Below are 19,143 nucleotides of genomic sequence, written 5' to 3'. Positions count from 1 at the left end.
ATCAGCGCGTGCCCTCCGCGGAGCAGACCTTCCACTTGCCGTCTTCTTTCGTCAGATGTTCGGTCGTGCTGGATTCGGTATCGGGCTGCTGGCCGGGCACCGCGACGGTGAGCTTGCCGGTGACCTTCGCGGTCGCGGTGTCTCCGGTGACGACGATGTCGTCGATCCTATCGATGGTGACCGAAATCGAGGTGTTGTCGAATTCGCTCTTCTCGCTCTCGGTCATCGCCTCGAACGCGGCGCGTTCGTGCGCGCACGCCTGCTCGGCCGCCGCGCGGAAGCCGCGGGTGTCGAGGGTCTCGTAGAAGTCGCGAATCGCGAGTTCGATCCGCTTCTCGTCCGAGGCGAGCGGACCTCTGCCCTGCGAGGTCAGGAACACCCCCGCGATCACCGCGCCCGCGATCACCAGAGCGACTATCGCCACCAAGCCGACGATCAAGCCGGTGTGGCTCTTCTTGGGCGGCGGCGGATATCCCCAGGGCGGGTAGCCGGGTGGCGGATAACCAGGGGCCGAGGATGGCTGCCCGGGTCCGGGGGGCGGATAACCAGGGTCCCAGGGTGGCTGCCCGGGTCCGGGGGGCGGATTACCCGGGCTCGAGGGTGGCTGCCCCGGTTCGGGGGCGGATTACCCGGGTCCGAAGGAGGCTGCCCTTGTTCGGGCGGAGGATAGCCAGGCTCGGGCTGTTGCGGGTGGGGCGGTCGATCATCCGGCGGTTGCCCGCCCGGCGGATAAGTCATCTCGTCCTCCGGTCTACCCCCGGTGCCTGGATCTTTACGCCAAGGCGTGCCCGGGGTAGCGGAAACCAAACGGGTCGGATCGTTCGGGCGGGCGGCGGGCGATGTCGCCGAGGTGCGGTGGTCGAACGCGCGGCGAACGGTTTCGGCGACGTCAGGCGGCCAATGCGGCGTGCCGGCGCGCGGTGTCGGTGTACTGGTGCAGTCGCGTGATGCGGCCTTCGTCGTCGACCTGCCACAGGTGCACGAACTCGGCCTCGTACGCGCGGCCGGTCGCGCGGGCCGCGCCGCGATAGTGACCTGTCACCACGACGGTGCCGTCCGTGGTCTCCTGCCAGGTCTCGTCGAACGGCGCGGTGTCGAAGTCCCTGGCAACCGCGCCCCAGATCCGCGCCATGGCCGCTAGCGGGCCGTGGAAGGCGCCGCCCGCGCCGCACGGCATGCCCGGGGCGGTGCGCACTTCGAACTCCGGATGCAGCAGGGCCAGGATCGCCGGTCCGTCACCCGCCTGCGTAGCGGTGTAGAAACCCTTGACTACCTCGCTTTTCACGGACATGTCCGCCTCCTTCTGAAGTGATTGTTCTAGAACGAACATATTAGAACGTCTCGGGCGCGACGGCCATGGTCGTGTGGCCGGTGTCATGTCGTCCGATTCGAGACCGGGTTGCCTGGTGCTTGCCGCATATGTCCGGCTAACATTCGAACATGGGTTCGATAAGCGATGAACCGCCGCGAACCGAAGGCACGGGACCGGAGCTGGTCTACCCGAACAGGACCGGCCACTACTACCGGACACTGACCTACCCGCCGCGCCCGGTATGGGTGCGGCTGGACGCGATCCTGGTCCGCGACCCCGGTACCCCGCGGCATGTGAACGGCGCCGGAGTCGTCATGCGCGGCGAGCGCCCCGGCACCTTGACGCACTGGTTCCCCACCGTCGACGGGGACTGGATGGGGCGGGTGACCTACAGCATCCAGTTCGCCGACGGTCGCCCGGACCTGCACGTGCGCGACCAACTGGTCCCGGCCTACGCGCTGCGCCCCCGGCGCACCGAGCGATCCGAACCGGAGTCCGCCTGATCGGTGAGTCCGCCGAATGGAATGCTGCATAGACCCCAATGTCGTAGCTATCGGTTTGCCCTTCGTCTCCGGGTTTGCGAGACCCCTGTGAGCGCCCGCTTCGCCCCTGTTTGCCAGGGCGGGGGCGCGCGACCGAGCGGGTTGTCCGGCCGGTTGCCAATCGGTTGTCGCCGTAGGGGGCCGGTGATACGTTGCCCGGCATGGGATTTCAGTTGCCGCATCCCGAGGTGCTGTGGGCGCGCGTGACCGTCTTGGACGTGATCACCGCCGCCACTCGCACGGATCGGGTCGCGAGCGGACAGGAGATCGGGCAGACGGCCGGAGTGGAGGGTGGCCGGCTGATCAGCGACGACGGCGAGGGCAACTGGTACTCGCTGGTCAGATATCCCGGCGACCGCGCGCTGCTATTCGGGCGGGACGAGGACAACGAGGTCGCCGGGACCTCCTACGATCCGCTCGCCGCGGCGCCCGCCTGGGTGCGCTCGGTGGAACCGACGGCAAAGCTGCCCGGCGGCGTCGACGGCCCGGTCAGCTTCGTGCGCTGGTGGGAGTTCGGCCGCTGGCAGCACACGCCGACCGACCTCGACGACGGCCTCGAAATGGGCCTGAGCGCCGCTTCCGACCGGGAGAGCTTCACCGGCAGCGTCATGAGCGCCGCCATCCACGCGAAGTGGGTGGAGATGGACTACGAGGCGGGCAAGCTCACCGCCCTCACCGTCGACCCCACCGCCCTGCACGCCCTCTGCGACGCCACCGAGAACGGCACCGTCACCAAGGCTCATTTCTACTTCCTCCAGCCCGGTCTGACGGCCCCCGCCTTCACCTACCTCACCAACGCCGGCGTCCTCACGTCCGCCGCCAAGCCCACCGAACCCCTGCCGTAAACGTCGCGCCGCATACGGCACCCAACCATCCGAGAAGGGCTCCCGACTACGGGGGCCTTTTCTTATATGACGGCGGCATTGGCGGCACGCGTCCACGTGTCATGCCACGACTGTCGGTGGGCTGCGCTGCGGGCGGTAGTCACCCAGCTGGTCGCGCAGCGCGAACGCGAGCGGATGTCATTCTGTTCGGCCGAGTGCCGGAACGTCGCGGCCGAGTCGGCCGCGGACAACGGCCTGCTGGTTCGGGCGTTCACCTCGCGTGTATGTCGATAACCGGTTTCCGCGACGGTTCGAGGGTGGCCAGCAACGTCCGCATGACGTCGTCGCCGACCGCGACACACCCTGCTGTCGGCCTGCCGACATCGACGTGGACGAAGAACGCGGAGCCCCGCCCCGGCACGACCGGAAAGCGGTTGTAATCGATGACCAGCGCATAGTCGTACTGCGGTTCGGTTCGCCCGAGATTCTCGCTGAGGGCGGTGTCGAACGGGCATTCACCCTCGGCGCACCGATACTTCTGGTTGTACAGCGGGCTTTCGGTGTCGGACACCCACCACCAGGTATTGGACGGATCGACCGAAAGGTAGGGAAGTTTCGCGCCCACGGCAGGCACCCGGCCGAATCCTTCGGTCAACGGAAAGGTGCCCTCCGGCGTATATGCCGCCCCTTCTCTGGCATCCCGCGAAATCCCCTCCGCACCAACCCAAGCGGGCACAGCAAGCGTCCGCTCCCACCGCCGGAACCGCCCCCGCTGCCACAGCTCCAACGTCCCCCGGTCGGCCCCCGCCGCCGCACTCACCCAGACAACTTGACTCCCCGGAACCACATCCACATCGAAGGGCGGCCGCTCTCTACCGGCCACAGCCCACAACACACCCCCCAGCACCACGGCAACGGCCACGAGCCCGCCCACCACAACCCGGCCTCGCCGCCCCCCACTCCCATCCAATCCCATTCACCCTCCTACGTAGACGAGCGACGAGTGGCACACGGCTGCGGCAAATGTCGAGTAGACCTCTCGATGGTGTGCCACTCGTCATCATCATCTCGGGGTTATGGCCTGCCAGTACTGAGTTCTCACCGTGTTCCAGAGGTCGAAGAGTTTCGGGAACCACTCGCGTACCTGGGCCAGGTCGGGGCGGTCCTCTCCTTCGCCGAAGTAGATCATGCCGGGGTCGCCGTTGGGGATGTCGATTATCGAGCCGTCCATTCTCATCCGGTAGGCCGGGGCCCCAGCGGCATGGTCGATGAGCGACTCGATCGCGATCCGCGACCCGCGCACGATCCGCCAGAGGACGGTGTGGTCACCAAATGTCGTGCTGTGCAATGGTCACCCTCCCGCGCGAGGAGTCACCGGTATCGCTCGCGAGCACCCGACGACCGCTGACAGTGATCTGGTATCCACTGCGGCCGACCATTCCGGTGTGAACGACCAGACCGGCCGCCTCGAGGCGTAGTAGTGCGCGGCGAGTTCGACTTCCGGACGCATTCGTCGTTCTCACCAGCGAGTCCACGGACAGGATTCCGCCCGGCGCGAGCGCCGCCAGCACGGCGGACTGAGCCTTGCTGAGTCGGGGGTGCGATGCCATGGGGCAGAGGATGTGTGGCAAGCCGATATCCAGGCCCGGCAACGAAATCGGGTCGGCAAACTCGCGCAAATCGCCAGATCGCGTTGTGCAACGCCGCCTACGATCGGCGCGTATTGCAACTGACAGCAACCTCGGAATGCAACGACAGGGGAGCGTGCATGACAGACGGTCAGGCGGAGGAAACGGGCAGCACACTGCCGCGTAGGCAACTCGGCCGATATCTGAGGGAGGCGCGAGAGGGTGCCGGACTGACGCTGGAACAAGCGGCGTCGCTGATGGAATGGCACAAATCGACGCTGAGTCGCTTGGAGCGCGGATTGACTGAGAAAGTCAGGGTCCGCGACGTTTCCGGGCTCTGCGAAGTCTACGGGCTGAGCGAGGGGAAGACTGCCGTAGCCAAGGGGCTCGCGGAGCAGACTCCGGCGAAGTCGTGGTGGCACACCTACGGAGACCTGATCCCGGCCTGGTTCAACCTGTATGTCGGGCTGGAAGCGGGCGCAACGGAATTGGCCATCTTCCAGCCGTTGCTCATACCTGGCCTGCTGCAAACCCGCGCTTACGCTCGCGCCATCGACCGTCGCTATTTTGCCGAGGACACCGACGAAGAACTGGAGCGGCGTGTGCAACTTCGGATTCAGCGGCAGCACATGCTCACCCGGTCGCGCCAGCCGACGAAGGTTTCGTTCGTACTCCACGAGGCCGTGCTGCGAACCATCGTCGGTGACCGGTGCGTGATGGCTCCGCAGTTGCGGCATCTAGCGGACGTCGGCACTCTGGACAACATCGAGCTCCGAATTCTGCCATTCCACGCCGGAATTCCAGTCGGGATGGCTCTCCCGCCCTTCACGATCCTGGACTTCGGCAACGACGTCCGAGGCAAATTGATCGAGCCGCCGGTCGTCTATTGCGAGAGCTACACCGGTAGCGCGTACCTTGAAGGACGGGCGGATGTGCTGCGGTTTCGCCAGGCTTTCACCGTTCTCCAGCAGTCGAGCCGCGACAGCCGCCCGAGCAGAGACCTACTGCGAGAGATAGCAAGGGAGTTCGACCGTGACCGTTGATCTAGCCGGTGCTCGGTGGTTCAAGTCGAGCCACAGCGGGGGTGGAGCCGACTGCGTGGAGGTTGCCCACTTTGTTGGCGGCACCGTCGGCGTCCGCGACTCGAAGAACCCGACTGGTCCGGCGTTGATCTTCCCTCCCGAGCAGTGGGACACCTTCACCACGGGCGTGGCCGACGGCGAGTTCGATCGACCGTAGGAGTCACCGCAGCCGACCACGAGCCTCGGGCAAAGCCCGGGGCTCGTAATCATTGCAGCAGCTAGCATTCGAAGTGCCTGCAATCCCGGTGCTGGAAAGACGGGCGATCGGGTGTCGACCACCGGGAGTTCTCGGCATCCGCGCCCGTACCAGCGTCCTGCCGATTCGAATCAGGTGTGTCCCGCGACCCATTGTCAGTGGGCGGCGAAGAACTGCCAGATGATCTCCGAAGCATCGAATTGGCGGCTCACCGCGCCGACCAACGCCTTGGGGAGATACTGCTCGCCGCCCGGCCAGGTGTGGCCACCGTTGGTGACCGTGTAGAGGACGACGCCGACATCGTCCGGGCACAGTGCCGTCTCGATCTTTACTGAGGTCCCGTCGTCGCCGCGTGGGGGCAACTCACTGGCGTTCGGCGGTGGACAGCCGTCTTCCCGCGCGACAGCTGTTGCGTGGCCGCCACCGACAGGACCGGGCCGGTGCCCGTGCGGCCGTGATTGCCCGACGTCACGCGCACGACACCGCCTTCGTACGGGACGATCGGATCGGCGGTGCCATGGATCTCCAGCACCGGAAGTGGATGCGCGAGTGCGCAGTTCGTCTCGTCCGCAGCGGGAAGTGGACCGGCCACCGGCGCGATCGCGGCCAGCTTGGCGCTCAGGTGACACCCCAGATGCTGAGTGAACATGCCCCCGTTGGACATCCCGGTGGCGTACACCCGAGCCGGATCGACCTCGTCGGCGGCGACCAGGTGGTCGATCAGCGCCGAGACGAACCCGACATCATCGACACCCGCTGCGACCGCGCGTGTGTCGGCACCCCGGCCGTCGTTCCATGACCTGTCGATCCCTTCGGGGTAGACCGCGATGAATCCATTGGCGTCGGCCAGCCGATCGAAACCGCTCTTGTTCGCCATGTACCCGGCGCTACCGCCACCACCGTGGAAGACCAGAACCGCCGCGAGCCTGCCTTGCGGTGAACCCGCCGGACGGTGGATGAGGTAGTGGCGTTGCGCGCCCGCGTAGTCCAGGACGCGGTGCGGATCATCGGGTCCACTGGCACGCGAATGCGCGCAGGCGGCGGTCAGGACCAGGGCCGCGCCGACGACGATGGCGGCCAACGATCTCAGCACGGCTCGATGGTAGGAGCCCCGGCATCGCGAGGCCACCCACTGATGCGGCCGCTGTCCGCACAGTGTCGCTGCGTGGTCGATCGCACCGATTCGCGGGACGGTGAACGCCCTATCGGTGATCCAAAAGTTTCGGGCGTCAACTGCACAGGATCTCGTACCTTACGAGCATGAAGTCGATGAACTACACCGAGGCGCGAGCGAACCTCGCCTCGGTTCTCGACAGCGCCACCGAGGATCTGGAAGAAGTGGTGATCACCCGTGCCGGGCGCGAACCGGCCGTGGTGGTCGCCCTGAGCGAATACCAAGCGCTGAAGGAGACCGCGTACCTTCTCGGCAACCCCTTCAACGCGCGACACCTCGAGCGTTCTATCGCGGAACATCGCGGCGGCAGTGTCACACCTCGGGTCCTCGCCCACGAGGCCTAGGCCGCCGATGAGAAAGGCCCCTTGACCAGCTGGTCAAGGGGCCTTTGCTCGGTGCCCTCGGCAGGATTCGAACCTGCGGCCTTCTGCTCCGGAGGCAGGTCAGAGGTGGTTTTTGGCGTTTTCGGTCAGGTGGTGACGTCTGGTCAACGGGCGGCTGGGTCTGCCTCAGTCCGGCGGTGTGTGGGTCGGTTGTGTCACCGCTGTGTCACCGATCGTTGATGAACGGACCACGGTTGGCCCTGATGGGTAGTGGGTTGCGCGAAGAGGTGGGCTGGCTGCGCCTGCCCCTTATCGGCCTGCCATTCGCGCGTAGAGGCTCCGGGGTCAAGAGTGGCGATAGCCATCACGCAGTGACGCCGTAGGCGCTCTTGACGCTGGAGGGGCGCGTGAACATAATGCAGGCCACTACCCATCAGGGCCACGCGGCCGAAGGTCGCGCAGTGGTTCTAGTCGAACTCAACAATGAACGAGATGATCAGGCCATCGGTCGTAGATTGCAGCGTGTGAGAGACGATCCGGCCGTCTCCGATCGCTGAGGCAAGCTCGGGGTTGTTTGCAAGCTTGTCCTCTGTGAGGTCCAGGTGGATAGCTTGGCCGACGTCGGGAATGATCGATTTGTTCGCTGTCCACAGGACGATTCGTTGAGCCATGGCACGGGACGATACGTGTTCGAAGCTGGGCACTGTAGTGAATCCGGCGCAACCGCAACACGAGTAGTGGGGGCCGAAGCCCCCGGTCCGGTCAGTAGTGCGAGTGGGCGAGGACCCGTGCGTTGTGTTCGGCAATCTGGCGGCAGCGGTCGCAGCGGTAGAGGGTGCCGGTCAGGGCGAGGTGGCTGCCGGGGTAGGAGTGGGTGGCGGGGTTGGCGCATCCTCGGAGCGAGCAGGTGTAGTAGACGGTGGGGTTCATCGGAGGTCTCCTGTTCGGTCGGGGTGGTTGATCTGCCCTTGGGCTACCTCGTGTTCGGGGTTCGGTGAAGGGTGGGCGTGCCCACCGCGGAGCGGCTTGCCCTTCGCCGTGCCCCGGTTGCGTGGTAGGGCTTGACCCAGATCAATCGCCCCGGCCGGACAGGTGGCCGAACTCTGGCGGCTGGTGCCCGGTTCGTGGATGTCTCGGCCCTGCTGGTGACCACGGCCGGTGGACCGGGCAGAGTGCCGGCCGATTCGTGCTCGGCTGCGGGAGGTAAGTCGGGTACGGCTCTCGGCGTGCCCAGCACTGCCTCGGTTGATGCAGAAGTGACCAGCAGGGACTCCGTGCGCCCCGGCGGCCGAGTGGCGCCGACGCGCTCGACGCGCCGCGAGCGACGCCCCATCAGCCGCGCTGCGCGTCGCAGCGCGGCGGCGGCGCGAAGCGCCGCCGGGGCGCTCTTGATCCTGTATGGCGAAATTCGGCAACAACTCGCGCAACGCAAGGGCCGCACGGAGAATCGAGTTCATGACTGGTCTCGCGCTGACGCCGGAGCGTCGAACGGAACTGGCCGAACTGCTCGGAGACGAGTCTCGGCTGAAGGCTGAGTACCCGAAGGTGGCCGAGTACCTGGACACGGCACCGATGCTGTCAGGGACGGGCAATGAGGAGACGGACGCAGCGTTCGACCTGAGGTTTGTCCATTACATGACCGGTGGTGAGTCCGCCTCGGGGAATCCGTACTGGGACATCGTGGGGCCTTCCGTCGCCGTTGACGGGCAACGTCGGGTCGTTAATGGCGGAAGCTCGACCGGCAGTGTCCGGCTGGGCTTCGTGCAAACGATCTTGCAGAGCACCTATGCCTACGCGATTCCGTCCCCGGAGACGCTTGACTGGGTGAAGACATGCAGCAAAAAGCGGACGGTCTTCGAGTTGGGAGCGGGGCGCGGCTACTGGGCGCGGCTGCTCGCCGAGGTCGGAGTGCACACGCGCGCCTTCGACTCTGAGCCGCCGCACAAGGTACCGAATGCTTCTTTCCCCGGTGCGGAAGGTCAACGGGATGCCTGGTATCCAGTCGGCGGTCTCGATGAGTTCGAAGCAGAGCTTGACCGCGACTCGGTGATGTTCCTGTGTTGGCCTCCGGGATGGGGTGACCCGATGGCGTCCAGAGCCTTGGGCCTGTTCGAGGCGCGCGGAGGTCGCCGTCTGATCTACGTCGGTGAGCCGAAGGGCGGCAAGACGGGTGATGACGCGTTCTTCGACCGGCTGACGGACCGGTGGACGCTGGAATCACAAGATGCCCGGTTCGTCTCGTGGTGGAACCTTTCTGACGTCGCGCAATGCTGGGTTCGCAGCGGTTAGGCCGAAACGAAGCGTGGCCCGATCGACGGTGCGACCGGGCCACGCGGGAATTGCTCTGCCTCAGGGTTGGGTGTCAAGCGCCATCCGGAAGACGAACGACTCGTAGCGGTCTCGCGGATACGACACGTCCGACACCATGAGTACTTGGCCGTCGGCCTTGAGGAAGCGCTGACGGACTGCCTTCACGAGTTCCCCGGACGGCACCTCGAGCCATACAGCGTGTGTCGGTACGGGCGGCCGATCGGCAAGCGTTTCCTCGAGGATGTCGGCGGCGGCCACATCCGTGCCGGGCCGCTGATAGCTGTCAGATATTGAGATAGGGCGCCCCTGCTCTGATGCCATCGTGATGATGTGTTCAACGTCGTCGCCTGGGGCGATGCCGAGCAGGGCGGCAAGCTCATCATCGGCCGACACGGTAGACGACTCGCGGTCAATCCGAACCTCGTCTTCTCCGGCCGCTGCTTCGTTGCCGAAGGTGACCTCAGGATCTTCCATCTGCCGCTCCGGAGAGACACGCACCAACGTCGGGCGAGCCGCGACGAACGTTCCCCGGCGCTCGATGGTGTAGACGAGTCCTTGGCGCAATAACAGGTCGATCACCTTCCGGATGACAATCTCGGACACGCCGTGCTGCTTGGCCAGCTCGGAGTAGCTCGGTAGCTGCATCCGAGCAGGCAAAGCACCGCTGCGGATGTCCCGCGCGATCTCTCCCGCGATCGAAACGTACGCAGGTTCACTCATTCGCTTACTCCTCTTCGTAGGCCGTCCCCGCTGATGATACGCAACTGCGTATACGCACAGGTCAGCTTGCGCACCCTTCCATGTCAAGCCGCCTTGCAACTGCGTATACGCAAACCTCTTGTGTGTATACGCTGCTGTGTATACGCTGTTGTGTATGCACAAAGGTGCAGATGAGTACTCCGCGAGAAGTCAAGGCGACAAGGAGATTGAGCAATGGCATTGAAAGACATGTGGATCCCGACCGACTTCCGTTCCGTGTTCCCGAAGGGCGTGCTGCTGCTCGGCGACATCGAGGCACAGACCGAATTCAGCGAGGACCGCAACGCGCCGAAGCGTCAGGCGGTCGACTACGACCGGGAGGGCAACGGCTCGGGTAAGCGCCTGTGGAAGGCGACGATCATGGACCGGGCGGGAGGCAAGGCGAACCAGGCCGGTTTCGACATCACGTTTGTTGCTGACCAGATGCCGGTTCCTTCGGAGCCGGAGGTCATGGAGGGCTTGCGTCCGATCGAGTTGGAGGGGCTGCTGCTCAAGCCTCGTGTGGTCGGTAACGGCCAGTTCAAGTCGATCGGCTTCATGATCCGCGCGACGGGGATCAAGGGCGACAACTCGGGTGCGAAGCAGGCTCCGGCCGATCCGGGTGCGGCTCGTCCGGCCGGTAAGGCGGCGTGATCATGTCGTTCTTCCACACGAGCGTTTCCGGCTATGACGGGATCACCGCCGAGTACCACCCCGAGCGCGATTCGACATACGGCGGCGGTGTGATCCCGGCGACGGTGTTCATCGAATTGGTCGACGCGCATGCGTATTTGAGCTTGAGCATCGAGGATGCGCGCGCGCTGGCCGAAGCCCTGCCGGGTGTTTTGGCCGAGCACGATGCCGTGGTGTCCGCGTCGGCGGATAAGGCGGTGGCGTGATGTTCGGCAAGCGTGAGGACCCGCAGCGGGTGAACCTGCGTTACGTGGCGGAGACCGATCAGGTGTTCGTGTCGCTGCACTCGAACTCGGTGTATCTGGCGATGACCGCTGATGAGGCGCTGGAGTTGGCGGCGGCGTTGACGGCCACGGTCACCGCGGGGCGGGTAGGCGCGTGATGAATACGGCGGATCAGTCGGCGGGGATGCGTCTTGCGCGCTGGTCCGCCGTGGTCATCATCATCGCGGTCGGTGCGGCGGCGTTCCGGCTGTCGTTCGCCACGCTCAAGGACCTCGCGGTCCTGGCGCACATCCCGGCGTCGGATGCGTGGCTGTTCCCGCTGATCGTGGACGGCACGATCCTGCTGGCGACGTTCGGGGTGCTGGTCCTGGCCAATGCCCCTGAGCGCCGGTTCTTCGTGACGGTCCTGGTGATCGGTTCGGTGGTGTCGGTGGCGGGGAACTCGCTGCACGCGGTGGCTGCCGGTCGGGAACTGCCGTGGTGGGCCTCGGCGCTGGTGGCTGCGATCGCCCCGATTTCCCTGCTGGCGGATACGCACGGGTTGGCGCTGCTGATCCGTGCGGCACAACGTGATTCGGCACCGGCTCCGGTGGTCGAGCCTGCCCAAGTACGGGCAACGGCCGAACCCGAGTCTGAGCCTGAACCGGTGCCGGTGCCTGGGTTGGAGCCTGACCCGTTGCCGGTGCCTGAGCCGGTGCGGGTGGCTGAGCTTCGCCCGGTGGCTGCTGCGCCGGTCCAACTTCCTGTTCGTTCTTCGCGACCGCAGCAAACCATGCTGCCGATCGCTGTCCCTGTTGGGGGTTGAAATGAGTTTTTCTGTAACCGTTCCCGCTGTGGTGACGGGTGTTTCAGCGCTGGTGAGCGTGCTGGCCGGTGTCGGGGTGCTGGTGGACCAGACCTCGGATACTCCGGCCCCACTGGTCCCGGCCGCTGCGTCCTCCTCGGTGGTAGCCACCACCACCGAGAATCCGGCTCCCGCTCCTCCTGGGTGCGTCATGTTCTGCACCGACGCCGGTCTCGGCCGGTCTGAGGTCGGCAAGGCTCCGGTTTCGCCCCCGGCTCCGGAGGGGTGCCGCTTGTTCTGTGAGTTGGAGCGCGGCCCGCAAGGTTGGGGGTTCGTCAGATGAGTATCGCGGGAACGGTGATGCTCGCCGGTGGTATGTGCACGGGCGCGTCGGCGTGGTGGTGGCTGCGGTCACTGGCCGCGCGGGGTGCGGAGACGCTACCGGCTCGTGCTGCCGGTGAGGTCACTGCGGCTGCTCCGGTCGAGCTGCGCACGGCGGTGTCGGTGGTGACCGACTCGGGGCAGCTGGCCCTGATGTGGCCAGCTCTCAAGCTGGGTTCGCCACAGACCGGCTACCCCAACATCGTCGCCGCGGCCTACACCGAGTTCGGGATGTCGGTGGATGTGCAGATGCTCGGCGGGCAGTCGCTCAAGGACTGGAACAACGACAACACCCGCGACGCGTTGGCGCACTACTTCGGCGTCCCGCAGGTGACTGTGACATCGCCTGATCCGGCGTTCGTCCGCCTGGACCTGCGGGTGTTCGACACCCTGGCCGACACCGTCGTGGTGCCCGGTCCGGCGGGTGTGGTGGACCTCGAGGCGGTGCCGGTCGGGGTGACCGAGGACTTCGACACCTGGCGGGTGCGGGTGCTTTATGGGCACATCCTCATCGCGGGCGCTACCGGGTCGGGTAAGGGCTCGGTGCTGTGGTCGATCATCGCCGCACTCGGTCCCGCGATCAAAGCAGGATTGGTCGATCTGTATTTGGCTGATCCGAAGGGCGGCGCAGAGTTCGGCAAGGGCGAGGGCCGGTTGTTCGTCCGGTTCACCACCGACAACGCCACCATCTTGGAGATGCTCAACGAGGCCGTGGAGCTGATGCGGGAACGGCTGGCGCGGATGCGTTCGGCCGGTCTGCGCAAGATCGTCCCTTCCCCGGATGAGCCGCTGATCCTGATCATCATTGACGAAGCCGCGTCGCTGTCGTCCTACGCGACCCGGGAGGAGCAGCAGGAGTTCCGGCGCCTGACCGGCCTGCTGTTGTCGCAGGGGCGTGCGGCGGCGGTGTCGGTGATCGCGGCGTTGCAGGACCCGTCGAAGGAGACGATGCCCAACCGGCAACTGTTCCCCGTCCGCATCGGCCTGCGCCTGGATGAGCCCACTCAAAGCGGCATGGTCCACGGTCAAGGCGCACGCGATCGCGGGGCGCGCTGCGACGAAATCTCCGATCAGACACCGGGTGTCGGCTACGTCGGTGAGGACGGAACGACCGAGTTCGTGCGGGTGCGCGCGTACTTCGTCTCCGATGACGACATCGACGCCATCGTGGACGCCTACTCACCGGCACCGCAGATCACCGGTCCCGTCGAGGATTACAGCGGTTTCGATCCCGATGACTTGGGTGATGAGTCCGAAGACGGGCCGGTGGCGGCATGAAACGCGGTCTGGTCATCGAACAGCACGTGGTCGTGTACTGCGACACCTGCGGCGACCACTACACCGAGGGTGAGAACGAAGCGATCTGCTTCGACTCCATCACCCAGGCCATCGCGTATCTGACCGTCCATTCCGCGGGCGGTGTGGGCTGGGTCTACGACGGCGACCGGGTCGTCTGCGACGGCTGCCAGGCCACCAACCGGTGCGTCGAGCACGGCCACACCTTCCCTGAGTCCTGGCGTACCACGGTGTGGCCGCTGGGCAATTCCACCCGTTCCCGCACCTGCGACGTGTGCGGCGTCCCCGAAATCGAGGCCCAGCCATGAGCAACCACACCACCGGACACGGCTACGACGACAACGTTATCGACCTGCAAGCACGCCGACGCTGCCACCTGGAGCGCTCCGGGCTGGATCCGGCCGCGATCGCCGCGCACCTGCTGGCCGAAACCGGGTCTGTCCCGCTGTGGGACACCAGCGAGGACCACGACTACGACGGCGGGGACTGGGCGGCATGAGCAACACCCGACCGGCCGCAGCACCGCAAGTCAATCCGATCGTGCAGGCCGCTTCCGACCAGGTGACCAGTCGTAAGCGGCGTCCCCGCAAGGACCTCTCCGCCCCGTGTTCGGGGCAACTGTCGCTGTTCGATCCCAAGCAAGGAGACCAGTCGTGACCACGAAAACCCACAACGGGCAGCGTGACCCGTTCGATCTGATCGGGCTTGCGGCGCTCAACCTCGTGTGGTTCACCATGCTCGCGGTCGGCGTGACGGTGTGGTGGGCGCTGCTGTTCCCGATGTTCTCCATCCCGGTGGTTCTCGCGGGCGTGGCCGGCCTTTTCTGGGGACCGGTTGCTGCCCTCGTGGTGGTCGGGGTGTCCATCGCGGGGATCATGCTCTGGCGGCTGCGGCGTCCGGAGATGTTCGAGCGGTGGGTTACCCGCCGGGCGCGTACCCGGTTCCTGATCTGGTTCCGCTACCGGCGTCGCTGGGCCAAGCTGATGTCGGCCTGTCATCTGAGCATCGACCGCGGCGACCGCACGTTCATCCCACGGTTGCTGTCGGCCGACATCGGCCCGGTGACTGATCGGGTGCGGGTGCGGATGCTCGACGGCCATTGCCCGGCTGACTTCGAAAACCGGGTCTCGCATCTGGCGCATGCCTTCGGCGCGCTGGACTGCCGCGCCACCATCACCGGTCCCGGCACCGTCGAGTTGGCTTTCCGCCGCTCGGATTCGCTCGCGGAGACGGTCATCCTGCCGCGGGTGGACCACTGGACCAAGGGACGAGGGCAGGCGGCATGACCACACCCATCAACCTCGACAACGACGACAACGAGGCTGCTCCGGTCCGTCAGACTGCCGCTGAGCGGCGTGCACTTCCGAACTTCACTGATGTCGCTCTGGCTGCGGCGGAGAAGTTCGGGGTGTGTGTGCGGCCGGTGACGATGCGGTCGTTCGACCCGCGAACCGGGAAGGTCGAATACGTTGCCTCGCCGTGCAAGTCCACCGTGGCGTCGGTGTGCAAGCCGTGCGCGGACAAGGCCCGGTGGCTGCGGATGACGCAATGCCGGGAAGGCTGGCACGCTGAGGTCGAACCGGTCGAGGAAACCCGCGACCCCTCCGACACGCAAACCGAGCTGCTCACTGCTCGTGCCGATCTGGCCCAGCAGTACCGCCAAGCCCGCGACGAGGGTGATGACGAAATGGCTGATGCGATCGGGGAATTGGTTGGCAGCCTCGATCGCGACCTCCGCGACTCGGGGTTCCGTGGCCCCATCCCGCCACTGGAGCCCAACGATCGCAAGCGGCGTTCTCGCTCGACCAAGCGGCGTCAGGACGTGCCGAACCTGCCCCGCAAGAAGGTCGAACGGCACACGATCGGGCGGGTGATCGGCGGGTACCGGTCCTCGATGATGGTCACCCTCACCATGCCGTCCTACGGGTCGATCAACCAGGACGGCGCGGTGGATGCGGAGGGCAAGCCGTGCTCGGACGGTTCACCCCGCAACCCCGACAGCTACGACTACGCCCGGGCGGCTCGCGACATCGTGTTCTTCTCCAAGCTGGTCGACCGTTGGATTCAGAACCTGCGTCGCTGCGTCGGCTACGACGTGCAGTACTTCGCGACTGTGGAACCCCAGAAGCGCGGTGCCCCGCACCTGCACCTGCTGCTACGCGGTGTGATCTCCCGGGAGATTCTGCGCATGGTGACCGCGGCGACCTACCACCAGGTGTGGTGGCCGCACTTCGACCCGGAGAACGAGGTGTACTCCGGGGAGAAGATGCCGGTGTGGGACTACCGGGCCATGACGTTCGTGGATCCCGACTCCGGGCAGGCGTTGACCGGCTGGGATGACGCCCTGGATGTCCTGGACGCGGTGGATGATCTGGAACCGGCGTACACGGTGCGGTTCGGCGAACGCATGGACCCCGGCCACATGAAGGGCTACATCCCTGGCGAGAAAGCGGACCGGGCTATCGGGTACGTGACGAAGTACCTCACCAAGTCGATCAGCGAAGTCCTGGAGACCGAATCGACCCGGACGGCGATCCACTACGACCGGTTGCACGCGGAGTTGCAGCACACCCCGTGTTCGCCTCGCTGCGCGGTGTGGCTGCGCTACGGCATCGTCCCGCTGGGCGCCAGCGACAAGACGATTCCGGGCCGTTGCAAGGGCAAGGCGCATCGTCGGGACACTCTTGGTCTGCCCGGTCGTCGCGTGCTGGTGTCGCGTCGCTGGAGCGGGAAGACGCTGCCGGATCACAAGGCCGATCGGGCGGAGTTCGTTCGGCAACTGCTGGCGTCGGTCGGCATCCACAAGCCGGATACCTCGCATCTGATCATCCGGCCGGTCGAGCCCGGTGACCAGTCCGCGCCGCCTCGGGATCACCTGATCCTGGCCGCGATCGCCCAACGCACGAAATGGCGCGCGGAGTACACCAACGCCTTGCTGGCGGCGGGTGCAGGGGCGCAGCAAGAACATTCGGCAATTCAGCAAGCAGCTTAGAAGGGGGTAGGGGAGATGGCTCAGTTGCTCACGGAGCAGGAGGTCCGGAAGCTGATTCCGGTCGGGCACAGCAAGTACTACGAGTTGATCGGCTCTGGTGAGCTGCGGTCGGTGAAGATCGGTCGGCGTCGGTTCGTGACCGAGCAGGCGGTAGCGGACTATATCGCGAGGCTGGACGCGGCGGCATGAGCAGGCAGCAACTACCGCCGCAAATCACCAAGGTGACGGTGACTGATCGGCAGACCGGGAAGCAGGTTGTCCGGTATCAAGTGAGGGCCGACGCTGGGGTCGATCCGGAATCCGGCAAGCGGCACCAGGTGCGGAGGCGGTTCCGGACCGAGAAGGAAGCTCGTGCGGCCCTGACGAAGTTCATGGCTGAGGCTGCGTCCGGCAGCTTCGTGCCTCGTAAAGACGTGACCGTAGAGGAGGTCTGTCGGGACTGGCTCGATAGCTTGCACTGGGCTCGCCCGACGACGCTGGGCGGTTACAAGTACAACCTTGCTCCGCTGCGCGAACTGCACGGCGGCCTGCCGGTGCAGAAGTTGACACGCAAGCACCTGGACGACCTCGTGGCCGCGTTGAAGAAGGGCGGCACCAAGACCGAAAAGGGCAATCTCCGGCGTCCGTGGGCGGCTCGGTCGCTGAAACGGACTGTCGAAACTGTCTCGATGGTCCTCGACTATGCGATTGAGCGGAAATTGCTTGCCCACAACGTAGCTCGTGCGATCAAGCCGAAGGCGGGCAAGAAGCGCAAGCCGCTGACCTACACGCCCGTCGAAGTGTCCAAGCTGCTCGCCAGTCTTGAGACAGATCGTGACGGGCACTTGTGGTTCCTGGCCCTGTCGGGTCTGCGTCGCGCCGAGATCGGCGGTTTGCGTTGGAGTGGTGTGGATTTCGCGGGCAAGACCATCACCGTGCACATCGGTCGTGCTGCGGCGGAGGGCAAGGCGGTGGAGGACGACCCGAAGACGGAGGCGTCGGTGCGCACTCTGCCGATGGATGACGAAATGGTGGAGGTTCTTCGGCGGGCGCATCGTCGGCAAGCGGCCGATCGGTTGCAGCTTGGGGAGGCGTACCGGGACGGTGACTATGTCGCGTGCAACGAGGACGGCACGCCGTACCACCCGGACACGCTGACGCATCGGTGGGCGAAGGCGGTCAAGAAGGCGGGTGTCCGGCACATCCGATTGCATGATGCTCGTCACACCTGCGGCACGACGATGCACCTGCGCAAGGTGCCGCTCGCGGTCATCGCTGCCTGGCTGGGTCACGCCGACGCCAGTGTCACGGCGAGGATCTACACCCATTCCCAGGACGAAGCGCTGAGGGAGGCGGCGAAGACTTTGGGCGAGGTTGTGTCATCTCGTGTCATCGAGGCGGGCTGAGGTTGCGGACGAGAAAGGCCCCTGCCAGCGAGCGTGCTGGTCATGGGGCCTTTGTCGTGCGTGCCCTCGGCAGGATTCGAACCTGCGGCCTTCTGCTCCGGAGGCAGACGCTCTATCCCCTGAGCTACGAGGGCGGGATAGGACTCGGTCGGGGCCTGGATGGCGGTCCGATCGGGCTGGGTCAGCCTATCGTATCGGCGGCCGTCCGCCAAAAAGGGTGGACGGCGGCGGGGTTCGGGTCATGGGAGGGGGGCGGCGCCCCGGGCGGTGAGCATGGTGGTCATCAGGTCGGATTCGCCGCGTTGGGTGGTGGCCATGGTTTCGGCGAGGGTGCGCACCGCCGTGGTGTCGGCGTGCTGGGCGGCGTAATCGATCATCGACAGCCCGCCCTGGTGATGGCGCAGCATGAGCTGCAGGAACATCGTGTCCAGCTTGGGGCTGGTGGCCTGGCGGAGCGCGGCGAGTTCGGCGGGGGTGGCCATGCCGGGCATGGTGGACACCGGGCCGGAGTGGTGTGGCATGTCGGCACCGGAATGATCGTGGCCGCCCATCGGCTCGGTCATCCAGCCCATGAACCCGTCGACGCTCTGCGCGGGCTCGCCCCACAGCTGCAACCAGCCCTGCATGCGTCCGATCTGGCTCTGCTGGGTGGTGAGGATGTCGTAGGCCAGGCGGCGTACCTCGGTGTCGGTGGAGCGAACCAGCAGCACGCCCGCCATTTCGACGGCTTGGGCGTGGTGCGCCGACATGTCCTGACTGAAACCGACGTCCACCGGGCCCGGGTCCGGCTCCGTGGAACCGTTCAGCGGAATCCGGGCCAGCACGCCGATCGCGAAGCCGATCAGGATCGCGCCGATGATGCCGAGGATCAGCAGCGCGGTGCGCTGGCGGCGGAACTGTCCGCCGACACCGGCCCCTGTTTCACGTTCGGATCCGTCGAATTCGCGATCTCCGGACACGGCGGCTTCGCGACCGCCGGGCCTGGTAGATGCTCCACGCTCGCCTGACCCGGCGGGTGTCTCGCGACTGTCGGCTTCGGCCTCTGCTTCGGGGCCGAACCCAGTGGCGCCGTGACTACTGGAGCTGGAGGCTTCACGATTGCCGGAGGCGATGACTTTCTGCATCCCGGATTCGGCGGACGCGGCCTCACCTGCTTCGCGACGCCCAGACCCGCGCTCACCGGACTCCGCGCCGCCCCGATCGCCGGACACTACTGCCCCGCGCCAGGCGCGGGCTGCGCGGGCGCGGGCTGCGCGGGC

31 protein-coding genes and 2 tRNA genes are annotated in these 19,143 nt (G+C 66.0%); 20 read left to right on the top strand and 13 right to left on the bottom strand.

Features of this window, described 5'->3' with window-relative positions; all coding sequences use genetic code 11:
- Position 1 precedes the first annotated feature (1 nt).
- Together NG1_RS29985 and NG1_RS29980 are read right to left on the bottom strand one after the other, a co-directional pair.
- Positions 2-424 carry an Rv0361 family membrane protein gene (locus NG1_RS29985; protein WP_157114317.1) on the bottom strand — a complete coding sequence of 141 codons (423 nt, stop codon included), beginning with the start codon at positions 422-424 and terminating at the stop codon, positions 2-4.
- Positions 425-889: 465 nt separating this feature from the next.
- The gene (locus NG1_RS29980) at positions 890-1,291 is read right to left on the bottom strand and encodes a nuclear transport factor 2 family protein (RefSeq protein ID WP_062976421.1); all 402 of its coding nucleotides are present in this window, start codon (positions 1,289-1,291) and stop codon (positions 890-892) included.
- Between the two features lie 149 nt (positions 1,292-1,440).
- On the opposite strand from NG1_RS29980, the gene NG1_RS29975 reads away from it, so the two are divergent.
- Together NG1_RS29975 and NG1_RS29970 are read left to right on the top strand one after the other, a co-directional pair.
- Positions 1,441-1,815, top strand: coding sequence for a hypothetical protein (locus NG1_RS29975; RefSeq protein WP_062976419.1), 375 nt, complete (start codon positions 1,441-1,443; stop codon positions 1,813-1,815).
- A 200-nt stretch (positions 1,816-2,015) separates the two neighbouring features.
- Positions 2,016-2,699, top strand: coding sequence for a hypothetical protein (locus tag NG1_RS29970; RefSeq protein WP_062976417.1), 684 nt, complete (start codon positions 2,016-2,018; stop codon positions 2,697-2,699).
- A 250-nt stretch (positions 2,700-2,949) separates the two neighbouring features.
- Here NG1_RS29970 and NG1_RS35040 read toward each other — a convergent pair whose 3' ends face one another.
- The 3 genes from NG1_RS35040 to NG1_RS39140 all read right to left on the bottom strand — a co-directional run bounded on the left by NG1_RS35040 (position 2,950) and on the right by NG1_RS39140 (position 4,288).
- The gene (locus NG1_RS35040) at positions 2,950-3,654 is read right to left on the bottom strand and encodes a L,D-transpeptidase family protein (RefSeq protein WP_063910477.1); all 705 of its coding nucleotides are present in this window, start codon (positions 3,652-3,654) and stop codon (positions 2,950-2,952) included.
- A gap of 87 nt (positions 3,655-3,741) precedes the next feature.
- Positions 3,742-4,026 (bottom strand): hypothetical protein, encoded by a 285-nt coding sequence (locus NG1_RS29955; RefSeq protein WP_062976411.1) that lies wholly within the window; start codon positions 4,024-4,026, stop codon positions 3,742-3,744.
- On the bottom strand, positions 4,004-4,288 hold the full coding sequence (locus tag NG1_RS39140) for a DprA-like winged helix domain-containing protein (protein WP_369691030.1): 285 nt from the start codon (positions 4,286-4,288) through the stop codon (positions 4,004-4,006). The genes NG1_RS29955 and NG1_RS39140 overlap by 23 nt, the downstream gene beginning before the upstream one ends.
- A 158-nt stretch (positions 4,289-4,446) precedes the next feature.
- On the opposite strand from NG1_RS39140, the gene NG1_RS29950 reads away from it, so the two are divergent.
- Positions 4,447-5,349 carry a helix-turn-helix domain-containing protein gene (locus NG1_RS29950; protein ID WP_062976409.1) on the top strand — a complete coding sequence of 301 codons (903 nt, stop codon included), beginning with the start codon at positions 4,447-4,449 and terminating at the stop codon, positions 5,347-5,349.
- Complete coding sequence (locus NG1_RS29945; RefSeq protein ID WP_062976407.1) at positions 5,339-5,545, top strand: DUF397 domain-containing protein; 207 nt, start codon at positions 5,339-5,341, stop codon at positions 5,543-5,545. Before NG1_RS29950 ends, NG1_RS29945 begins: the two co-directional genes overlap by 11 nt.
- Before the next feature lie 194 nt (positions 5,546-5,739).
- Here the strand turns inward: NG1_RS29945 and NG1_RS37180 are convergent, their stop codons facing one another.
- Both NG1_RS37180 and NG1_RS29940 read right to left on the bottom strand, forming a co-directional pair.
- Entirely contained in the window at positions 5,740-5,946 is a 207-nt protein-coding gene (locus NG1_RS37180) for a hypothetical protein (protein WP_157114316.1), read from the bottom strand.
- On the bottom strand, positions 5,913-6,677 hold the full coding sequence (locus tag NG1_RS29940; protein ID WP_168434184.1) for a CE1 family esterase: 765 nt from the start codon (positions 6,675-6,677) through the stop codon (positions 5,913-5,915). Before NG1_RS29940 ends, NG1_RS37180 begins: the two co-directional genes overlap by 34 nt.
- A gap of 167 nt (positions 6,678-6,844) precedes the next feature.
- On the opposite strand from NG1_RS29940, the gene NG1_RS29935 reads away from it, so the two are divergent.
- On the top strand, positions 6,845-7,102 hold the full coding sequence (locus NG1_RS29935; protein ID WP_062976405.1) for a type II toxin-antitoxin system Phd/YefM family antitoxin: 258 nt from the start codon (positions 6,845-6,847) through the stop codon (positions 7,100-7,102).
- A gap of 52 nt (positions 7,103-7,154) precedes the next feature.
- Here the strand turns inward: NG1_RS29935 and NG1_RS37175 are convergent.
- The 3 genes from NG1_RS37175 to NG1_RS37170 all read right to left on the bottom strand — a co-directional run bounded on the left by NG1_RS37175 (position 7,155) and on the right by NG1_RS37170 (position 8,011).
- Positions 7,155-7,254 (bottom strand) — tRNA-Arg (locus NG1_RS37175).
- Between the two features lie 294 nt (positions 7,255-7,548).
- Positions 7,549-7,752 carry a hypothetical protein gene (locus tag NG1_RS29930; RefSeq protein ID WP_062976401.1) on the bottom strand — a complete coding sequence of 68 codons (204 nt, stop codon included), beginning with the start codon at positions 7,750-7,752 and terminating at the stop codon, positions 7,549-7,551.
- Between the two features lie 91 nt (positions 7,753-7,843).
- Positions 7,844-8,011, bottom strand: a complete 168-nt coding sequence (locus tag NG1_RS37170) for a hypothetical protein (RefSeq protein WP_157114314.1) — start codon at positions 8,009-8,011, stop codon at positions 7,844-7,846.
- Between the two features lie 525 nt (positions 8,012-8,536).
- Between NG1_RS37170 and NG1_RS29925 the strand changes: the two genes are divergently transcribed.
- The gene (locus NG1_RS29925; RefSeq protein WP_062976399.1) at positions 8,537-9,370 is read left to right on the top strand and encodes a hypothetical protein; all 834 of its coding nucleotides are present in this window, start codon (positions 8,537-8,539) and stop codon (positions 9,368-9,370) included.
- Between the two features lie 60 nt (positions 9,371-9,430).
- On the opposite strand, the gene NG1_RS29920 is transcribed toward NG1_RS29925, so the two are convergent.
- Positions 9,431-10,111: a GntR family transcriptional regulator gene (locus NG1_RS29920; RefSeq protein ID WP_062976397.1), complete on the bottom strand. Its 681-nt coding sequence runs from the start codon at positions 10,109-10,111 to the stop codon at positions 9,431-9,433.
- Between the two features lie 213 nt (positions 10,112-10,324).
- On the opposite strand from NG1_RS29920, the gene NG1_RS29915 reads away from it, so the two are divergent.
- Genes NG1_RS29915 through NG1_RS29875 form a run of 13 tightly spaced genes read left to right on the top strand, consistent with a single transcriptional unit; the run spans position 10,325 to position 17,884 of the window.
- Positions 10,325-10,783 (top strand): hypothetical protein, encoded by a 459-nt coding sequence (locus NG1_RS29915; RefSeq protein ID WP_063910476.1) that lies wholly within the window; start codon positions 10,325-10,327, stop codon positions 10,781-10,783.
- 2 nt (positions 10,784-10,785) lie between these two features.
- Positions 10,786-11,028, top strand: a complete 243-nt coding sequence (locus NG1_RS29910) for a hypothetical protein (protein ID WP_157114313.1) — start codon at positions 10,786-10,788, stop codon at positions 11,026-11,028.
- Positions 11,028-11,204 carry a hypothetical protein gene (locus NG1_RS37165; RefSeq protein WP_157114312.1) on the top strand — a complete coding sequence of 59 codons (177 nt, stop codon included), beginning with the start codon at positions 11,028-11,030 and terminating at the stop codon, positions 11,202-11,204. The genes NG1_RS29910 and NG1_RS37165 overlap by 1 nt, the downstream gene beginning before the upstream one ends.
- Positions 11,204-11,851, top strand: coding sequence for a DUF2637 domain-containing protein (locus NG1_RS29905; protein ID WP_062976391.1), 648 nt, complete (start codon positions 11,204-11,206; stop codon positions 11,849-11,851). Before NG1_RS37165 ends, NG1_RS29905 begins: the two co-directional genes overlap by 1 nt.
- A 1-nt stretch (position 11,852) precedes the next feature.
- Positions 11,853-12,173, top strand: coding sequence for a hypothetical protein (locus tag NG1_RS37160; protein ID WP_157114311.1), 321 nt, complete (start codon positions 11,853-11,855; stop codon positions 12,171-12,173).
- Positions 12,170-13,489, top strand: coding sequence for an FtsK/SpoIIIE domain-containing protein (locus NG1_RS29900; protein ID WP_062976389.1), 1,320 nt, complete (start codon positions 12,170-12,172; stop codon positions 13,487-13,489). Before NG1_RS37160 ends, NG1_RS29900 begins: the two co-directional genes overlap by 4 nt.
- On the top strand, positions 13,486-13,815 hold the full coding sequence (locus tag NG1_RS29895; protein WP_062976386.1) for a hypothetical protein: 330 nt from the start codon (positions 13,486-13,488) through the stop codon (positions 13,813-13,815). The genes NG1_RS29900 and NG1_RS29895 overlap by 4 nt, the downstream gene beginning before the upstream one ends.
- On the top strand, positions 13,812-14,006 hold the full coding sequence (locus tag NG1_RS29890) for a hypothetical protein (protein ID WP_062976384.1): 195 nt from the start codon (positions 13,812-13,814) through the stop codon (positions 14,004-14,006). Before NG1_RS29895 ends, NG1_RS29890 begins: the two co-directional genes overlap by 4 nt.
- Entirely contained in the window at positions 14,003-14,164 is a 162-nt protein-coding gene (locus NG1_RS37600) for a hypothetical protein (RefSeq protein WP_168434185.1), read from the top strand. Before NG1_RS29890 ends, NG1_RS37600 begins: the two co-directional genes overlap by 4 nt.
- Complete coding sequence (locus NG1_RS29885; protein ID WP_062976383.1) at positions 14,161-14,793, top strand: hypothetical protein; 633 nt, start codon at positions 14,161-14,163, stop codon at positions 14,791-14,793. The genes NG1_RS37600 and NG1_RS29885 overlap by 4 nt, the downstream gene beginning before the upstream one ends.
- The gene (locus tag NG1_RS29880; RefSeq protein ID WP_062976381.1) at positions 14,790-16,499 is read left to right on the top strand and encodes a replication initiator; all 1,710 of its coding nucleotides are present in this window, start codon (positions 14,790-14,792) and stop codon (positions 16,497-16,499) included. The genes NG1_RS29885 and NG1_RS29880 overlap by 4 nt, the downstream gene beginning before the upstream one ends.
- A 15-nt stretch (positions 16,500-16,514) precedes the next feature.
- The gene (locus NG1_RS36050; RefSeq protein ID WP_084499300.1) at positions 16,515-16,688 is read left to right on the top strand and encodes a helix-turn-helix domain-containing protein; all 174 of its coding nucleotides are present in this window, start codon (positions 16,515-16,517) and stop codon (positions 16,686-16,688) included.
- Complete coding sequence (locus tag NG1_RS29875; protein ID WP_062976379.1) at positions 16,685-17,884, top strand: site-specific integrase; 1,200 nt, start codon at positions 16,685-16,687, stop codon at positions 17,882-17,884. The genes NG1_RS36050 and NG1_RS29875 overlap by 4 nt, the downstream gene beginning before the upstream one ends.
- A gap of 61 nt (positions 17,885-17,945) precedes the next feature.
- On the opposite strand, the gene NG1_RS29870 is transcribed toward NG1_RS29875, so the two are convergent.
- Both NG1_RS29870 and NG1_RS29865 read right to left on the bottom strand, forming a co-directional pair.
- Positions 17,946-18,018, bottom strand: a tRNA-Arg gene (locus NG1_RS29870).
- A gap of 105 nt (positions 18,019-18,123) precedes the next feature.
- Positions 18,124-18,843, bottom strand: a complete 720-nt coding sequence (locus tag NG1_RS29865) for a DUF305 domain-containing protein (protein ID WP_373686118.1) — start codon at positions 18,841-18,843, stop codon at positions 18,124-18,126.
- 111 nt (positions 18,844-18,954) lie between these two features.
- On the opposite strand from NG1_RS29865, the gene NG1_RS37925 reads away from it, so the two are divergent.
- Positions 18,955-19,143: hypothetical protein (locus tag NG1_RS37925; RefSeq protein ID WP_218019014.1), on the top strand; the 189-nt coding region annotated here is incomplete at its 3' end.

The sequence above is a fragment of the Nocardia gamkensis NBRC 108242 genome (genome assembly GCF_001612985.1).
GTDB classification, from domain to species: Bacteria; Actinomycetota; Actinomycetes; order Mycobacteriales; family Mycobacteriaceae; genus Nocardia; species Nocardia gamkensis.
The sequence above is the reverse complement of the archived record's forward strand: the minus strand, read 5'-3'. Positions and strand labels throughout refer to the sequence as shown.

Coding starts and splice junctions, on each gene's coding strand:
- NG1_RS29980 (WP_062976421.1), bottom strand. CDS start 1,291: ATGTCCGTGAAAAGCGAGGTAGTCAAGGGTTTCTACACCGCTACGCAG.
- NG1_RS29905 (WP_062976391.1), top strand. CDS start 11,204: ATGAATACGGCGGATCAGTCGGCGGGGATGCGTCTTGCGCGCTGGTCC.
- NG1_RS29915 (WP_063910476.1), top strand. CDS start 10,325: ATGGCATTGAAAGACATGTGGATCCCGACCGACTTCCGTTCCGTGTTC.
- NG1_RS29880 (WP_062976381.1), top strand. CDS start 14,790: ATGACCACACCCATCAACCTCGACAACGACGACAACGAGGCTGCTCCG.
- NG1_RS37600 (WP_168434185.1), top strand. CDS start 14,003: ATGAGCAACACCCGACCGGCCGCAGCACCGCAAGTCAATCCGATCGTG.
- NG1_RS36050 (WP_084499300.1), top strand. CDS start 16,515: ATGGCTCAGTTGCTCACGGAGCAGGAGGTCCGGAAGCTGATTCCGGTC.
- NG1_RS29950 (WP_062976409.1), top strand. CDS start 4,447: ATGACAGACGGTCAGGCGGAGGAAACGGGCAGCACACTGCCGCGTAGG.
- NG1_RS29925 (WP_062976399.1), top strand. CDS start 8,537: ATGACTGGTCTCGCGCTGACGCCGGAGCGTCGAACGGAACTGGCCGAA.
- NG1_RS29975 (WP_062976419.1), top strand. CDS start 1,441: ATGGGTTCGATAAGCGATGAACCGCCGCGAACCGAAGGCACGGGACCG.
- NG1_RS29930 (WP_062976401.1), bottom strand. CDS start 7,752: ATGGCTCAACGAATCGTCCTGTGGACAGCGAACAAATCGATCATTCCC.
- NG1_RS29895 (WP_062976386.1), top strand. CDS start 13,486: ATGAAACGCGGTCTGGTCATCGAACAGCACGTGGTCGTGTACTGCGAC.
- NG1_RS37165 (WP_157114312.1), top strand. CDS start 11,028: ATGTTCGGCAAGCGTGAGGACCCGCAGCGGGTGAACCTGCGTTACGTG.
- NG1_RS35040 (WP_063910477.1), bottom strand. CDS start 3,654: ATGGGATTGGATGGGAGTGGGGGGCGGCGAGGCCGGGTTGTGGTGGGC.
- NG1_RS39140 (WP_369691030.1), bottom strand. CDS start 4,288: ATGGCATCGCACCCCCGACTCAGCAAGGCTCAGTCCGCCGTGCTGGCG.
- NG1_RS29890 (WP_062976384.1), top strand. CDS start 13,812: ATGAGCAACCACACCACCGGACACGGCTACGACGACAACGTTATCGAC.
- NG1_RS29910 (WP_157114313.1), top strand. CDS start 10,786: ATGTCGTTCTTCCACACGAGCGTTTCCGGCTATGACGGGATCACCGCC.
- NG1_RS29935 (WP_062976405.1), top strand. CDS start 6,845: ATGAAGTCGATGAACTACACCGAGGCGCGAGCGAACCTCGCCTCGGTT.
- NG1_RS29900 (WP_062976389.1), top strand. CDS start 12,170: ATGAGTATCGCGGGAACGGTGATGCTCGCCGGTGGTATGTGCACGGGC.
- NG1_RS29875 (WP_062976379.1), top strand. CDS start 16,685: ATGAGCAGGCAGCAACTACCGCCGCAAATCACCAAGGTGACGGTGACT.
- NG1_RS29920 (WP_062976397.1), bottom strand. CDS start 10,111: ATGAGTGAACCTGCGTACGTTTCGATCGCGGGAGAGATCGCGCGGGAC.
- NG1_RS37170 (WP_157114314.1), bottom strand. CDS start 8,011: ATGAACCCCACCGTCTACTACACCTGCTCGCTCCGAGGATGCGCCAAC.
- NG1_RS37160 (WP_157114311.1), top strand. CDS start 11,853: ATGAGTTTTTCTGTAACCGTTCCCGCTGTGGTGACGGGTGTTTCAGCG.
- NG1_RS29970 (WP_062976417.1), top strand. CDS start 2,016: ATGGGATTTCAGTTGCCGCATCCCGAGGTGCTGTGGGCGCGCGTGACC.